Below are 15,268 nucleotides of genomic sequence, written 5' to 3' on the forward strand. Positions count from 1 at the left end.
CTCCCGCAGGGGGAGAGGGAGCAGGTCCCGGTTCGCAAACCTACCGGGCGAGCCGCCAGACCGAGCTGCGCTTGATCTCGGCATCCTCCAGCGCGCGCGTCACCGGCACCTCGTAGGTCGCGAGCGCTTCCAGCCTTTCGCGTGGCAGATAGCTGCGGCCGGGGTCGCCGATCAGCACCGTCGCCCCGCGCGCCGACAACCCTGACAGCCAGTCGATCACGCGCTCCGCCATCTCGCGCTCGTAGCAGACATCCCCGGCGCAGATGACATCCCAGCCTTCGTCCCGGCCGATCAGGTCATCGCAGCGCGGCGTCACCGCGACACCATTGGCGGCCGCATTGATGGCGATTGCCGCGGCCGCGAAAGCATCGATATCGCAGGCATCGACCGGCCCGGCTCCCGCCTTGGCCGCCGCGATCGCGACGAGGCCCGAGCCCGAGGCGAAATCCAGCATCCGCCGCCCGGCGATGATCTGGGGATTGTCCAGCAGATAGCGCGCCAGGGCCTGCCCACCGGCCCAGGCAAAGGCCCAGAACGGCGGCGGCAGGCCGATCACGGCGAGTTCGTCCTCGGTCTTCTGCCAGAGCTCCGTCGCCTCCTCGGCGACACGCAGAGCGACCTCCGGCGCATGCGGTACCGGCAACAACCTCGTATGGGCGCGGATGAAGGCTTCGCGATCGAGCACGGCCTCGCCGCTCATGCCACGGTCTCCGGCGCAGCACGGCCGAGCAGGCCAAGATAGAGCGCCTTCACGCCATTCATCACATCGCGTTCGGTATGTCCGTCGAGCAGGCGGGCGCGGGCGCTCTCGCCCATGCGCTCCGCGAGGCGCGGGGCGCCCGCCAAGGCAACCAGCGCCCTGGCCAGTGCCGCGGCATCGTCGGCCGGAACCACCATGCCGTCCTGTCCATCGCGGACGAAGCTGCGGCAACCCGGCACGTCGGTCGTCAGGATCGCCCGGCCGCAGGACGCCGCCTCCAGGATCGTCCGCGGCAGCCCCTCGCCGCCCCGCGAGGGCAGGATGCAGAGATGATGCGCCTTCCAGACGCCCTCGATATCGCGCGTCGGCCCGGCCCATTCGATCCCCGGCCGCGCCGCCCATTCCTTCAGCGTCGCCTCCGGTATGGCTTTCGGATTGGACGGATCGGGCGCGCCATGGATGGTGAGCGTGACCTTCGCCCCCTCGGCCCGCGCCAATCTTACCGCCTCGACCGCAAGATCGACGCCCTTCGACCAGAGCATGCGCGCGACCAGCGCGACCTTGAGCGGCGGGGCCGGCGGCGTCGGCGAGGGCATCAGGATCAGCGGGTCGACGCCCGCACCGCCGACGATCGCGACCTTGCTCGCATCCTGCGGATCGAGCCCGAGCGTCACCGGATCGTCCGGGTTCTCGAACAGGAAGCGCACCTGGGGCCCATCGATGGCGCCGCGCAGCCAGGTGATCGCCGCGAAGCGGGCCATCGCCGCGAGTGCGCCCTGCTTCGCACCGAGGAAGCCGAGCCCCGTCAGGGCATAGACCCGCCGGTCGACACCGGCGAGCTTGCCGGCAAGCCCGGCGAGCGCGATCGGCTTCAGCGCGATGCAATGCAGGATATCGGGCTTTTCCGCCGCGATCAGGCGCTTCAGCGCCGTAACCTGCTTGAACAGCGCGCGTGGATCGAGGCTGCGCCGCTCCGCCTCCAGCCCGATCAGCCGGGCGCCGGTCGCCTCGATCACGCGCCGATGGTTGCGTTCGCGCGCGATCACCGCGACGTCGAAACCGAGTTCGCGCGCAGCCCGCGCCATCGGCAGGAAATGCGAGGCGAAGAACCAGTCCTCGGTGGCGACGAAAAGGAGTTTCGGGCGCGGCATCGCGCCATCAGGCCGATGCGGCAAAGAAGGTCAAGCCTGCTTGCGCCTCAGGGCCGCGCGGTCGCGACCGGCAGCACGCGGGCGAGCGCCGTCGGCGGATCGATCCGGCCGGCGCCATAGACCGGGTCGCGCCCCCGCGAACCGAGATCGGTCGCGCTCTCGGCAAGCACCCGGCGGGCGCTGTCCGTATCGAGTTCCGGCTGCTTTTCGAGCAGGAGCGCGACCAGCGCCGTGACATGGGCCGCGGCGATCGAGGTGCCGGAGGTGAAGGCGTAGCGTCCGCCCGGTTCCGCCGTCAGCACGTCGACGCCCGGCGCGGCGATCGCGACGTAAGCACCGCGATTGGCGTCGCCGAAGACCTTGTCCTCGGCATCGGTCGCCGTCACCGCGATCACGCTCGGGTCGGCGCCGGGATAGAGCGGTGCCGACCGGGCGCCGCCATTGCCGGCGGCCGCGACGGTGATCACGCCGCGCTCCTTCGCACCGGCCAGCGCCTTCGACAGCAGACGATCCTGCGGGCCGGCGAAGCTGAGATTGACCACCTTGGCGCGCTGCTGGACGATCCATTCGAGCGCGGTCAGGATCTGGAACGACTTGCCGTTGGCCGAGGCCGCCTGCGGGCCACCGAAGGCACGGGCCACGATGAGGCGCGCCGCAGGCGCAACGCCTTGCAACTCGCCATGGGCGACGATGGCCGTCGCCATCGAGGTGCCATGCGCATGCGGCGTCGCCAGCCCGTCGATCGCGTCGAGATAGCCGAGCACGGAGCCCCGAATTTCCGGGTGCTCCATGTCGACGCCGGAATCGATCAGGCCGACCCGGACATTGCGTCCCTGCGCGAGCTTGCGCGCTTCGCTCAGGCGCAGCTTGTCGACCACATATTGCGGCGGCAGGATGCGCCGCACCGCCGCGTTGCCCCGCGCCGCGGTCGTGGGATCGGCCAAGCGCAGGCCCTGCGTTGGCGCAGGCGTGCTCGCGTCCGAGGAGGCAGTGGCCGCGCCCGGTGGCGTGCCGGCTCCGGAGAGCGAATCCTGCTGCAATTCGAACAGGAAGTTCGGCTGCGCCCCGGCGATATTGGTGTCGTCGCCCATCTCGGTGAGCACGGCGCGCAGGTCGCGCCCTGCCTCGAGCTTGGCCCGGATGATGGTGACGCCGGCGAGATCGAAGCGCTGGCGCGCGATCAGCGTCGCGCCATAGCGGCGCAGCACGGCTTCAGCCTCGACATTGGGCGCGAGCTCGAACAGCACCTCGTCGGGCACGAAGCGGTTCTCGCTAGGCGCCGGAACGATGCTGCGCTGGGCCCGCGGCTGCAGCCAGGAGCCCGGCGGCACCTGCACCCCACGGGTCCCCGACTGGCCCATGCCCGGCTGCTGCGGGCTCGTCGTCGGCGCAATGCGCTTGCCGTCGCCCGTCCCGCCCGCAGGCTGGGCGAGCACGAGCCCTGGCACGAGCGCCAGCACGCATGCGAGGAAGCCGGCGCCAGCGAGGCACCGAACCGATGAATTCCGGCGAGCGAACGGGGACGGCAGCATGGCCTGACCCTCCTGCGACGACGACATCATGCCATGGCGCCCTGCAACCGCGCCAGCCGGATCACGGCGCCGGCGCGACGAAGCTGACGATGGCGCTCTCGCCCTTCATCCGCGCCGCGATCGCATCGATCTGGGCGGAGGAGAGCGAGGCGTCGCCGACGCGCACCTTGAAGAAGCCGTTGGCGCGCGGGCCGTCGACCACCGAAGCGTCGAAGCGCTTGAAGAAGGAGGCGATCTCGCCGGCCCTCGCCTCGGGCGAGAAACTCAGCAGCACATAACTTTCCGACGGCCGCGCGCCGGGAGCCGAGGCGGTCTGGAAGCCGGGGCCGCCATCGCGCAGCGCAAGCCCGGTGATCGCGACGCCCTGCAATGCGATCAGCGCGATCGCCGCCGCGCTGGCATAGGCGAGACGGCGCGGCGACTGCGCGGCCAGCAGCCCGCCGAGCCAACCGAGAAAGCCACGGCTGCTCTCCTGGGCACGGGCTAGAAGAGGCACCGGGCGGGCCTCGGCCTCGATCCCGGCCATCAGCTTTTCGAGCGCGTTGTGGGAGGGAGCACCGAGGCTCTCGTTGAGCAGGACCGTCTCGGCCATGTCGTCGCGGATGAGGTCGAGCCGGGCCGCAAGCTCGTCATCAGCGGCGAGCGCGGTCTCGATGCGGCGCTTGTCGGCGTCGGAGATCCGGCCGTTGGCGTAGAAGGGCAGCAGCTCCTCGAGCTCGCGGCGCTTCGGATCGCTGGCGATGCTGTCGTTCATCACGCCACTCCCTGGGCGGCGGGGCCGCACTTCATGAAAACGGAAACCCTACGGCCAGCCGCGGTCGATGCCGGCTGCCTTGAGCATTTCGCCCAGCTTCTTGCGGGCGTGGAAAAGCCGGGTCTTGACGGTATTCTCGGGAATACCGACGATCCGCGCGACCTCCTCGACGGAGGTCTCGTGGTAATAGACGAGGTCGATGACCTCGCGATGCTCGGCCGAAAGGCGTTCGAGACAGGCGCGAATGGCGAGACCCTTGTCCTGCTTCTGCAGCACGATCTCGGGGCCGTCTGCATCGTCCTCGAGGCTTTCGGCATAATCCTCGTCCAGCTCGGCATCGCGGCGCTTGCGCAGCAGCGACCAGGCCTTGTTCCGGGCAATGGCGAGCAGCCAGGTCGAGACCGAGGCGCGAGCCTCGAACCGATCCGCCTGTCGCCACAGATCCATGAACACGTCACTGATCACATCCTCGGCAAGCGTCTCGTCGCGGACGAGCCGCAGCACGAAACGGTAGACCCGCACCTGGTGCCGCGAAAACAGCACCTTCATCGCGAGCCGGTCACCAGAGGCGATCCGTTTGACGAGATCCTCGTCCGATTCCGTATGCATTGCCCCTCGAAGGCCAGGCATCCCGGCTCGCATTCGGTTGTCGCGGCGAGCGGGGAAAAGGTTCAACCCGGCGCGCACATTAATCTGCATGCGCGGATTTGCCGATAGGCCGGCGCGGATCGGATAGGAGTTTTTTGCCCCAAAAGCAGACATGGCGCGGGGCGGGCGTTGCCAACGCGGTTAAGCAGATATGAAAAGGGGCGCTCGCGGCGCCCCAAATCGCATTCATCGCTATGCGGGAATTCCCGGCGTCAGCGGCGTTTGCCGGCCGTGCGCATCTGCATGTACTGCACGGCTTCCAGCAGCACCTTGCGCGGACGCTCGGCATCGCGCTTGGCCTGCTCGGCCTTGCGGGCGGCTTCGCGGGCGATCTCTTCCTGGCGCTTCTCTTCCTCGATGCGCGCACGCTCGATCGCTTCCAGGCGCTCTTTCTCGGCCCGGATCTTCGCCTTCTCGGCTTCGCGCTCGGCGCGAGCCTGGGCGATGGCTTCCCGCTCTTCGCGTCGCTGCACCATTACCGGGTCGTCGGCCTTCGGCCGGGCCTGGAAACGCTCGAGCAGCGCCTTCTTGGCATTGGCGGAATTGGACTGGCGGTCGGTAAAGCTGCGGTCGTTCGGGTTCTTCAAGGGTGATCTTCTCTCGGGTTGTTACGGGCGTTCATCGGCCTGCGCGGGCGAGATAATCCAGATCCGGTCGGATTGGTATCGAAATCGACGCGCGGCAGCCCCGCTTCCAGCGCTTATCGGGCGGCAGGTCCTGCATACTGCACGCTAAAAACGCATGAGAACGGCAGGATCGGCACCCATCAGGCGGGCGGGCCGGGTCCTGCATATGGGCGGCCCGCCCTCCCCTGTCAATGCAAACGGCCCATGGCGGACGGCTTTGGCGCCAGAAAAGCAGCTCTATGCTTTACAAGCGCGGCATTTTCCCCAAAGGCAGGGCGACTGCAGCAACAACGTCGTGCTCCCGTGAAGACGCCTCAGCTCTCCGATTTCCGCCGCATCGTCGTCAAGGTCGGCTCCAGCCTGCTGGTCGACCGCAGCCGCGGCCGCCTGCGCCATGCCTGGCTCGCGGCGCTGGCCGAGGATCTCGCTGACCTCCACCAGCGTGGTGCCGACGTGCTCGTCGTCTCCTCCGGCGCGATCGCGCTCGGGCGCACCGTGCTCGGCCTGCCCTCCGGCCCCTTGCGGCTGGAGGAGAGTCAGGCCGCCGCCGCCGTCGGCCAGATCGCGCTCGCCCGCAACTGGGCCGAGGCGCTCGGCGCCCATGGCCTCACTGCCGGGCAGGTGCTGCTGACCCTGGCCGATACCGAGCAGCGCCGCCGCTATCTCAACGCGCGCGCGACGCTCGGCCGCCTGCTCGATCTGCGCGCCATCCCCGTCATCAACGAGAACGACACCGTCGCCACCACCGAGATCCGCTATGGCGACAACGACCGGCTCGCGGCGCGGGTCGCGACCATGGCCGGCGCCGACCTCCTGGTGCTGTTCTCCGACATCGACGGGCTCTATACGGCCCCGCCCGCCAAGGATCCGAGCGCGCGGCATATCCCCGTCGTCGAGCGCATCACGCCCGAGATCGACGCCATGGCCGGCGGCGCGGCTTCCGAGCTCTCGCGCGGCGGCATGCGCACCAAGATCGAGGCCGGCAAGATCGCGGCGGCCGGCGGCACCCATATGCTGATCGCCGACGGGCGGGCCAAGAACCCGCTGGCCAGCGTCGCCGAGGGCGGCCGCTGCACCTGGTTCCTCACGGCCTCGACGCCCGCCACCGCCCGCAAGACCTGGATCGCCGGCTCGCTGGAGCCGCGCGGCACCTTGCATCTCGATGCCGGCGCGGCCCGCGCGCTGCGTGGCGGCGCGAGCCTGCTCCCGGTCGGCGTCACCCGGATCGAGGGCGAGTTCGCGCGCGGCGATGCCGTGCTGATCCGCGATCCCGAGGGGCAATTGCTCGGCCGCGGCCTCGTCGCCTATGACGCCTCGGAAGCCGCGTTGGTGCTCGGCAAGGCCTCGCGCGATATCGAGACCGTGCTCGGCTATCCCGGCCGCGCCGAGATGATCCACCGGGACGACATGGCGCTCGGGCTGGGCTAAGCTTCCTCACGGGCCGGCCTTCGCCGGCAAACCTTGGGCTTGAACGAGATGACCGGCGACAGCGCATTGCGCATCATCGCGACGAACGAGGCCGCCGATGTCGGCAGCATCATGCAGGATGTCGGCAAGCGCGCCCGCGCCGCCGCGCGCAAGGTCGCGCTCAGCCCAACCGAGCAGCGCAATGCCGCCCTGCTCGCGATGGCCGATGCATTGCGCGCCCGCAGCACCAGAATCCTCGCCGCCAATGCGCAGGATCTTGCCGACGGCAAGGCAGCGTCCTTAAGCGCCTCCTTCATGGACCGCCTCGCGCTCGACGAGACGCGCCTTGCCGCCATCGCGGATGCCGTCGCCGAGGTCGCCGACCTGCCCGATCCGCTCGGCCGCGTGCTCGCCGAATGGACGCGACCGAACGGCCTGCGCTTCGAGCGCGTCGCGACGCCGCTCGGCGTCATCGCCGTGATCTTCGAGAGCCGGCCGAATGTCACCGCCGATGCCGGCGCGCTGTGCCTGAAGAGCGGCAACGCCGCGATCCTGCGGGCCGGCTCCGATTCCTTCCGCTCCTCGACCGAGATCGCCGCCGCGATGCGTGAGGGCCTGGAGGCCGCCGGCCTGCCCGGCGACGCGATCCAGCTCGTGCCGACGCGCGACCGCACCGCAGTGGGTGAAATCCTCTCGGGGCTGAACGGCAATATCGATGTCGTCGTGCCGCGCGGCGGCAAGAGCCTCGTCGCCCGCGTCCAGAGCGAGGCGCGCGTGCCGGTCTTCGCCCATCTCGACGGCAACTGCCATGTCTATGTCGATGCGAAGGCCGATCTCGCCATGGCCCGCGACATCCTGCTCAACGCCAAGCTCCGCCGCACCGGCGTCTGCGGCGCCGCCGAGACGCTGCTCGTCGATGAGGCCTGTGCCGGCACGCATCTCGCCCCGCTCGTCACTGCCCTGCTCGAAGCCGGCTGCGCCGTGCGCGGCGATGAAGCGGCCCGCGCCGTCGATGCACGTGTGAGCACCGCCACCGAAGAGGACTGGGCGACCGAATATCTCGACCGGATCATCGCGGTGAGGACCGTGCCGGGCCTCGACGCCGCGATCGACCATATCGAGCGCTACGGCTCGCATCACACCGATGCGATCGTAACCGCCGACGAGGCCGCCGCCGCCCGCTTCCTGGCGGAAGTCGATTCCGCCATCGTCATCCACAATGCCTCGACCCAGTTCGCCGATGGCGGCGAGTTCGGCTTCGGTGCCGAGATCGGCATCGCCACCGGCCGCATGCATGCTCGCGGGCCGGTCGGCGTCGAGCAGCTCTGCTCCTTCAAGTACCGCGTCCATGGCGCGGGCCAGACCCGGCCCTGAGGCGAAGCCCCGCCTATGACGAGCGAGCTTCCGCGCCTGCCGTCCCGGCTGCCCTCCTTCGCGCCGGGCCTGCGCGTCGGGCTGTTCGGCGGCAGCTTCAACCCGGCCCATGAAGGACATCGGCTCGCGAGCCTCACAGCCTTGCGCCGCCTGCAGCTCGACCGCGTCTGGTGGCTGGTCACGCCCGGCAATCCGCTGAAGGACAATGCCACCCTGCCCTCCCTCGCCGAGCGCATCCGCCAGGCAAAGGCTGTCGCCGGCCATGCCCGCATCGACGTCACCGGCGTCGAGGCGATGTTGCGCACCCGCTACACGGCCGACACGCTGCGTGCGCTCAAGCGGCGCTGCCCCGGCGTGAGTTTCGTCTGGATCATGGGATCCGACAATCTCGCCGGCTTCCACCGCTGGAACGAGTGGCGCGCGATCGCCCGGATGATGCCGATCGCGATCATCGACCGGCCGGGCTCGACCCATAGCGCCATGGCCTCGCCGGCCGCCAACTGGCTCTCGCGCTGGCGCCTGCCCGAAAGCCGGGCCGCGAGCCTGCCGCGCATGCAGCCTCCGGCCTGGGTCTTCCTGCATGGGAAGCGCTCGACGTTATCCTCCACGATGCTGCGCAAACAGGCCGGGCGCGATTGAACTCCGGCGCCTTCCGGCTTATTTTGGATCCATCGCGCCAAATGCGCATCAGGATCGAGAGGATACGTCACTGACCCGTCAAACCCTTGGTGAAGCCGAGCCGAAGCCGCTTCCCCAGGCCGCTATCGCGGACAATCCCTCTGCCGATAGCATCGCCCTTGCCCAGCGTGTCCTGGAGGACATGAAGGCCGAGGACATCACGGTGATCGACCTCGTTGGCAAGACGTCGCTGGCCGACGCGATGATCATCGCCTCGGGCAACGTCAACCGCCATGTCGCGGCCATCTCGGATGCCTTGGTGGAAGCCCTGAAGGCGTCGGGACTTCCGACGCCCAACGTCGAAGGCGTGCCTGCCTGCGACTGGGTGTTGATCGATACCGGCGACATCATCATCCACGTCTTCCGGCCCGAAGTGCGCCAGTTCTACAATCTCGAGAAGATGTGGGGCACCGATCGGCCGAACGAACGCCTCGACGGCTGAAGCTGTTTTCGGATGCGGCTCGCGGTCATCGCCGTAGGCCGGCTCAAGGACGGGCCGGAACGGGAGCTCTGCGAGCGCTATCGTGAGCGCGGCGTCGCGCTCGGGCGCGGCATCGGCCTCGGTGGTCCCGATATCGTCGAGATCGCCGAGGGCCGCGGCCGGCGCCCCGAGGAGCGCAAGCGCGAGGAGGCTCAAGCCATCCTCGCGAAGGCGCAACCCGGCTTGATCATCGCGCTGGACGAGCGCGGCCGCCAGCTCGGCAGCGAAGCCTTCGCCAGCCGCCTCGCCACCGCCCGCGATTCCGGCACCGGCCATGCCAGCCTGATCATTGGCGGCGCCGACGGCCTGAGCGAGGAGATCCGCGACAGGGCCGATATCACGCTCGCCTTCGGCGCCCTCACCATCCCGCACCAGATCGTGCGCGCGCTCGTGCTCGAACAGCTCTATCGCGCGATGACGATCATCTCCGGCCACCCCTATCATCGCGTATGAGATCACTGATTCGCCCTGGACTGCGCGGCCTGTGCCTTGCCGCCCTGCTGGCGACATCAGCTGCCGCGCTCGCCCAGACGCCCCAGCCCGATCCGGAAGCCCTCCAGCGCGAGGCGATGCAGAAGCTCGTCGAGAAGCAGGCGCGCGAAAGCGAGCTCAAGGCGATCGAACAGCGGCTCGCCGGCAATACCGAGGCCCGCGCCGCGCTTGAGAAGGAAATGGCGGCGATCCGGGCCGACCGCGCCGCGCTGAACAAGGCCTTGCTCGACACCACCGCGCGGACCCAGGCCGCCGAGGAGCGGTTGGGCGCGCTAGAGACCCGGCTCGGTCTGCTGCAATCCAGCGAGACCGCGATCCGCCGCTCGCTCGACGGCCGGCGCAACCTGATCGCCGAGGTGCTGGCCGCGCTGCAGCGCATTGGCCGGCGCCCGCCGCCCGCCGTGCTGGTCCGCCCGGAGGATATCTTGGAAGCCGTGCGCGCCTCTATGCTGCTCGGCGCCGTCGTGCCGGACCTGCGGCAGGAGGTCGAGATCCTCGGCACCGACCTCGCCGAACTCGTCCGCCTGCGCAACGGCATCGCCACCGAAAAGAGCCGGATCGGCACCGAGATGGAGCAGATCGCAAGCGAGCGCCAGCGCCTGGCTTCCCTGATCGAGGCGCGGCGCGAGCGCGAGGCCAGCGCCGCCCGGGATGTCGAGCAGCAGGCCACGCTCGGCAAGGAGCTCGCCGGCCAGGCCCGCTCGATGCGCGATTTCGTCGAGAAGATCGAGAAGGAGATCTCCGTCGCCAACAAGGCGGCCGACGCCGCCCGCCAGGCGATCGAGCAGGAGACCCGCGAGCAGCGCGAACGCATGACGGCACTCGCCTTCAAGGACCCGGCGCGGCTCGCTCCCAAGATCGCTTTCGCCGAGGCGAAGGGCCTGTTGTCCCTGCCGGCGGCAGGATCACGATTGCGTGGTTTCGGCGATCCTGACGGCGCCGGCGGCACGATCCGGGGGATTTCTCTGGAAACCCGCGCGAACGCCCTAGTTTCGGCGCCTTCCGACGCTTGGGTAGTGTATGCGGGACCGTTCCGCTCGTTCGGGCAACTCTTGATCCTGAACGCGGGCGGAGGGTACTACATCCTGCTGGCCGGCATGCAGCGCATCGACGTTGCGCTCAATCAGTTCGTGCTGGCGGGAGAGCCGGTTGCGACAATGGGCGAAACGTCGGAAGCTGCGGCGACGACAGTAGGGGTGGGAACCGGGCAGCCGGTTCTGTATATCGAATTCAGGAAAGACGGCGTCTCGATCGATCCGACGCCGTGGTGGACGAAATCGCAAGGCGAAAAGGTTCGCGGATGATGCGCAAGGTTTCCCTCGTTCTCGCCGGCGCCATCATGGGCGCGGGCCTGACCGGTCTCGCCACCCAGACCAGGCTGCTGAGCTCGACCAGCGCGGTCGCGGCCTCGGCCGAGGTCTACCGCAGCCTCAATCTCTTCGGTGACATCTTCGAGAAGATCCGCACCGACTATGTCGACAAGCCGGACGAGCAGAAGCTGATCGAGGCCGCCATCAACGGCATGGTCTCCTCGCTCGACCCGCATTCGTCCTATCTCGACTCCAAGTCCTTCCGCGACATGGACACCGACATGCGCGGCCAGTTCGGCGGCCTCGGCATCGAGGTGACGATGGAGGACGGCGTCCTGAAGGTCGCCAAGCCCATCAAGGACACGCCCGCCTCCAAGGCCGGCATCCTCGCCAACGACATCATCCGCCAGATCGACGGCGCCGAGGTGAAGGGCCTGTCCCTGACCCAGGCGGTCGAGAAGATGCGCGGGCTGATCAACACCCAGGTCACGCTCAAGATCGACCGCCCGGGCAAGACCGAGCCGCTCGAATTCACCCTCACCCGCTCGACCATCGTCGTCCCGGCCGTCGAGGAGCGCGTCGAGGGCGATGTCGGCTATATCCGCATCGGCACCTTCTCCGAGCAGACCTATGACGGCCTGCGCAAGGCGATCGAGAAGACCACGAGCGAGATCGGCGCCGACAAGCTCAAGGGCTTCGTCATCGACCTCCGCAACAACCGCGGCGGGCGCCTCGACCAGTCCGTGCTGGTCTCCGATGCCTTCCTCGATCGCGGCAAGATCGTCTCGACCCGCGGCCGCAACGCCGAGGAGACCCAGGTCTTCAACGCCAAGTCGGGCGACCTGACCAAGGGCAAGCCGGTCGTGGTGCTGATCAACGGCTCCTCGGCCTCGGCGGCCGAGATCGTCGCCGGCGCCCTGCAGGACCACAAGCGCGCGACCGTGATGGGCACGCGCTCCTTCGGCAAGGGTTCGGTCCAGACCGTGATCCCGCTCGGCTCGAATGGCGGCCTGCGCCTGACCACGGCGCGCTATTACACGCCGTCGGGCAACTCGATCCAGGCCAAGGGCATCACGCCGGATATCGAGGTCCAGCAGGAGATCCCGCAGGAGATCAAGGACAAGCTCGTCGAGAACAAGGGAGAGGCCGCGCTCAAGGGCCATCTCAAGGCCGGCGAGGGCGAAGAGCAGTCCGGCTCCAGCTCCTATGTCCCCTCCGATGCCACCAAGGACACCCAGCTCATCGCGGCGCTGAACCAGCTGCGCGGCGTCAAGACGGGTGCCGCAGCTCCCGCCGAAAAGCCCGCCGCTCCGGCTGCGCCCGCGACGACCGAGGCGCCCAAGCAGCCGAACTGAGCCGCAGGGCGCTTCACGCACCCTGGCGAGAGCCAGCCCGGCTCTCGATCCCGAACCAGAAGCGCGTGCCCGATCAGATTGCGATGCGATCTGATCGGCGCGTACTCTGGCGCGCGGACTGCTGATTCGGGTCCGTATCGCAATTTCGAGGACGGCCTCTCTCGGCCGGAACGCCGCTGACGGAGCTCAATCGACCGCTCGGCCAGGATCGCCCGGTGGCCTCTGGCAAGCCCTGGGGGCGTTGGCTCGCGACGGCGGCGGCCGGCTGCGTCGGCACGGCTATCCTCGCTCTTGCGCTGACGGCCGCGCTGCGCCGTGATCCCGATGGCGGCGAGCCGATGGCCGTGGCCTCGATCGAGAAGCGGGCCGCCCCCGTCCCGGCCGTTCCCGTCAATCCCGGCCCGGTCGCGGCGGCGCCGCAGGGTCCGGCCAGTGCGGCCCAGCTCGAACATAGCGCCGGGGTGACCGTGACACGCGCCGGCGAGGATGCGCCGGAAGCCATCGTCATCACCATTCCCGACGAGGCCCGTACGCAGAAGCTCGCGGCCGCGCCCGACAATCGCCTGGTCGAGCGCTCGCGCTACGGCCTGCTTCCGAAGGTCGGCCCCGAGGGCGCGACCCCGGCCAAGATCTATGCCCGCCCGCTCGGTCCCGAGCCCGCGACCAAACCGGCCGGGCGCATCGCTTTGCTCGTCGGCGGCCTCGGCATCAGCCAGAGCGGCACGGCCGACGCGATCGCGAAGCTGCCCCCGGCGGTATCGCTCGCCTTCGCGCCCTACGGCACCGAGCTTGACCGCACAGTCCAGCGCGCCCGCGGCGAAGGCCACGAGGTCTTCCTGCAATTGCCGATGGAACCCTTCGACTATCCCGATAACGATCCCGGCCCGCATACCCTGCTCACCGGCCAGAAGGCGCCGGACAATATCGACAAGCTGCATTGGGCTCTCGGCCGCTTCACCGGCTATGTCGGCATCGTCAATTTCCTCGGCGGCCGCTTCACCTCGGACGATGGCGCCCTCTCCCCGGTCCTGCGCGAACTCGCCGGACGCGGGCTGATGGTCGTCGATGACGGCTCCTCCGCGCGCAGCCTGCTCGCTGGCTCGGCCGATCGTGCCCGCGTCCCGGCGCTGAAGGTCGACCGCGTCATCGACAGCGTGACCCGCCCCGACGCGATCGACAAGGAACTGGCCGCGCTCGAAAACGTCGCCCGCGAACAGGGCATCGCGGTCGCCGCCGCCAGCGCGCTGCCGGTCTCGATCGAGCGCATCAACCGCTGGGCGCAATCGCTGGAAGCCAAGAAGATCGTGATCGTGCCGGTCAGCGCCGCTCGCGGCTTCCGCTCGCCCAAGAGCACCGGATCGATCCCGACCGGGTCGATCAAATCCACCGGATCGCAGCAATGACCGACAAGGCCCCCGAAGGTTATCGCCCCTGCGTGGGCCTGGCCCTGTTCAATGCCGAGGGGCTCGTCTTCGTTGGCCGGCGCGCCGACAAGACCAAGCGCGAGCATGTCGCGCCGGGCCATGCCTGGCAGATGCCGCAGGGCGGCATCGATGAGGGCGAGACGCCGCTGGAGGCCGCCCGCCGCGAGCTCGCGGAGGAGACCGGCGTCACTTCGGTCGAGCTTCTCGGTGAAGCACCGGGCTGGCTCGCCTATGACCTGCCGGTCGATATCGGCAAGGAAGCCTGGAAAGGCCGCTGGCGCGGCCAGGCGCAGAAATGGTTCGCCTTCCGCCTCACCGGCCCCGAGGACGAGATCAACATCCTGACCCCCGCCGGTGGCCACAAGCCAGAGTTCGACGCCTGGCGCTGGGCGCAGCTCGACGAGACGCCGGAGCTGATCATCCCGTTCAAGCAGGATGTCTACCGGCAGGTCGCCCGGCATTTCGCGCCCTTCGCCGACGCTGCCGAGAGAAGGCGCTGAGGCTGCGTCAGCCCATCGTGTAGACGACGCGGACGATCCAGTAGGACTGGTAGAGGATATGCGCGCTGGCGAGCGCGATATGAACGGAGCGCCGTGCTGAGACATAGGCGACAAGGCAGAGCGCCAGCCCGATCGGGACTTGCACGAGATAATCGCCACTGAGCTGGCTCCAGTGCTCGCTGCCCTTGATCAGCGTATCAACGACATCGAGCACGAAGGTTGCCGCCAACAGGCCGAAGAACCAGTGCCGCCGCCGGATGAAGAAGTCCTCGTAGCCGGCATATTCGGCGATATTGTCCGGGAACAGCAGCGCCGAGATCAGGTAGAGCACGACGGCATAGCAGATCAGGAAGAGATAGACGCCGAAGCTCCAGACCGGAATGCGCGACAGCCCGAACTCCCACCACCAGAACAGCACGAGTTCGAGCAGGATCGAACCGACCCAGAGCATATGGAGCAGCGAAACGCGGTGGCGACCGGGATGCTGAATGAAGCCGGCAAGGCCCGCCAGCATCCGCGTGATGCCGAGCCCGATGACCATGCCCATGACGATGCGGACATGAGTGAAGAGTTCATGCGGCGAGACGGTCTCCATGCCCTCTGCTTAGAGCAACAATCGCAGCGGTGGCCATCGATTTCGGGAGATTTGCGCAGCGACCGCGCTTCTCCTCTAACGACAGGAAGGCCAGCGCATATGCCGTCAAGCCACTGCCATCGCTTCGGGGCGCAAGCTTGCCAGTCCCGCTTGCGAAAGCTAAAGCGCTTGTCGCGAGGTAACGTCCTTGATCCCGTCACGGGATACAGAATGTCCGGGAACGGCCCGGCCCCTTCCTTTC

At 68.6% G+C, this 15,268-nt stretch carries 16 protein-coding genes; 9 read left to right on the forward strand and 7 right to left on the reverse strand.

Going from position 1 to position 15,268, the window contains the following annotated elements; genetic code table 11:
* Positions 1-40 precede the first annotated feature (40 nt).
* The 6 genes from AC3WMA_RS11920 to AC3WMA_RS11945 form a co-directional block, all read right to left on the reverse strand.
* Positions 41-700, reverse strand: coding sequence for a class I SAM-dependent methyltransferase (locus AC3WMA_RS11920; RefSeq protein ID WP_492285568.1), 660 nt, complete (start codon positions 698-700; stop codon positions 41-43).
* On the reverse strand, positions 697-1,851 hold the full coding sequence (locus AC3WMA_RS11925; RefSeq protein ID WP_492285569.1) for a glycosyltransferase: 1,155 nt from the start codon (positions 1,849-1,851) through the stop codon (positions 697-699). Before AC3WMA_RS11925 ends, AC3WMA_RS11920 begins: the two co-directional genes overlap by 4 nt.
* 47 nt (positions 1,852-1,898) lie before the next feature.
* Positions 1,899-3,383 carry a S8 family serine peptidase gene (locus tag AC3WMA_RS11930; RefSeq protein ID WP_492285570.1) on the reverse strand — a complete coding sequence of 495 codons (1,485 nt, stop codon included), beginning with the start codon at positions 3,381-3,383 and terminating at the stop codon, positions 1,899-1,901.
* 61 nt (positions 3,384-3,444) lie between these two features.
* Positions 3,445-4,137, reverse strand: coding sequence for a hypothetical protein (locus tag AC3WMA_RS11935; protein WP_492285571.1), 693 nt, complete (start codon positions 4,135-4,137; stop codon positions 3,445-3,447).
* Positions 4,138-4,185: 48 nt separating this feature from the next.
* A complete protein-coding gene (locus AC3WMA_RS11940; RefSeq protein WP_257734052.1) occupies positions 4,186-4,746 on the reverse strand; it encodes a sigma-70 family RNA polymerase sigma factor in 561 nt (186 codons plus the stop codon).
* Between the two features lie 251 nt (positions 4,747-4,997).
* The gene (locus tag AC3WMA_RS11945) at positions 4,998-5,372 is read right to left on the reverse strand and encodes a DUF6481 family protein (RefSeq protein ID WP_199092391.1); all 375 of its coding nucleotides are present in this window, start codon (positions 5,370-5,372) and stop codon (positions 4,998-5,000) included.
* 342 nt (positions 5,373-5,714) lie between these two features.
* On the opposite strand from AC3WMA_RS11945, the gene proB reads away from it, so the two are divergent.
* The 9 genes from proB to AC3WMA_RS11990 all read left to right on the forward strand — a co-directional run bounded on the left by proB (position 5,715) and on the right by AC3WMA_RS11990 (position 14,432).
* Positions 5,715-6,839, forward strand: coding sequence for a glutamate 5-kinase (gene proB / locus AC3WMA_RS11950; protein WP_492285572.1), 1,125 nt, complete (start codon positions 5,715-5,717; stop codon positions 6,837-6,839).
* 48 nt (positions 6,840-6,887) lie between these two features.
* Positions 6,888-8,192, forward strand: coding sequence for a glutamate-5-semialdehyde dehydrogenase (locus AC3WMA_RS11955; RefSeq protein ID WP_492285573.1), 1,305 nt, complete (start codon positions 6,888-6,890; stop codon positions 8,190-8,192).
* A 15-nt stretch (positions 8,193-8,207) separates the two neighbouring features.
* Positions 8,208-8,831, forward strand: coding sequence for a nicotinate-nucleotide adenylyltransferase (locus tag AC3WMA_RS11960; RefSeq protein WP_492285574.1), 624 nt, complete (start codon positions 8,208-8,210; stop codon positions 8,829-8,831).
* A 151-nt stretch (positions 8,832-8,982) separates the two neighbouring features.
* Complete coding sequence (gene rsfS, locus AC3WMA_RS11965; protein WP_492286098.1) at positions 8,983-9,312, forward strand: ribosome silencing factor; 330 nt, start codon at positions 8,983-8,985, stop codon at positions 9,310-9,312.
* A 12-nt stretch (positions 9,313-9,324) separates the two neighbouring features.
* On the forward strand, positions 9,325-9,804 hold the full coding sequence (gene rlmH / locus AC3WMA_RS11970; protein ID WP_492285575.1) for a 23S rRNA (pseudouridine(1915)-N(3))-methyltransferase RlmH: 480 nt from the start codon (positions 9,325-9,327) through the stop codon (positions 9,802-9,804).
* Positions 9,801-11,147, forward strand: coding sequence for a murein hydrolase activator EnvC family protein (locus AC3WMA_RS11975; RefSeq protein ID WP_492285576.1), 1,347 nt, complete (start codon positions 9,801-9,803; stop codon positions 11,145-11,147). The genes rlmH and AC3WMA_RS11975 overlap by 4 nt, the downstream gene beginning before the upstream one ends.
* Positions 11,147-12,508, forward strand: a complete 1,362-nt coding sequence (locus AC3WMA_RS11980) for a S41 family peptidase (RefSeq protein WP_492285577.1) — start codon at positions 11,147-11,149, stop codon at positions 12,506-12,508. Before AC3WMA_RS11975 ends, AC3WMA_RS11980 begins: the two co-directional genes overlap by 1 nt.
* Positions 12,509-12,723: 215 nt before the next feature.
* A complete protein-coding gene (locus AC3WMA_RS11985) occupies positions 12,724-13,911 on the forward strand; it encodes a divergent polysaccharide deacetylase family protein (protein WP_492285578.1) in 1,188 nt (395 codons plus the stop codon).
* Complete coding sequence (locus AC3WMA_RS11990; RefSeq protein ID WP_492285579.1) at positions 13,908-14,432, forward strand: RNA pyrophosphohydrolase; 525 nt, start codon at positions 13,908-13,910, stop codon at positions 14,430-14,432. The genes AC3WMA_RS11985 and AC3WMA_RS11990 overlap by 4 nt, the downstream gene beginning before the upstream one ends.
* Before the next feature lie 7 nt (positions 14,433-14,439).
* Here the strand turns inward: AC3WMA_RS11990 and AC3WMA_RS11995 are convergent, their stop codons facing one another.
* Positions 14,440-15,027, reverse strand: a complete 588-nt coding sequence (locus AC3WMA_RS11995; RefSeq protein WP_492285580.1) for a hypothetical protein — start codon at positions 15,025-15,027, stop codon at positions 14,440-14,442.
* Positions 15,028-15,268: the final 241 nt, after the last annotated feature.

The organism is Allobosea sp. FW305-C-101, from assembly GCF_058783685.1.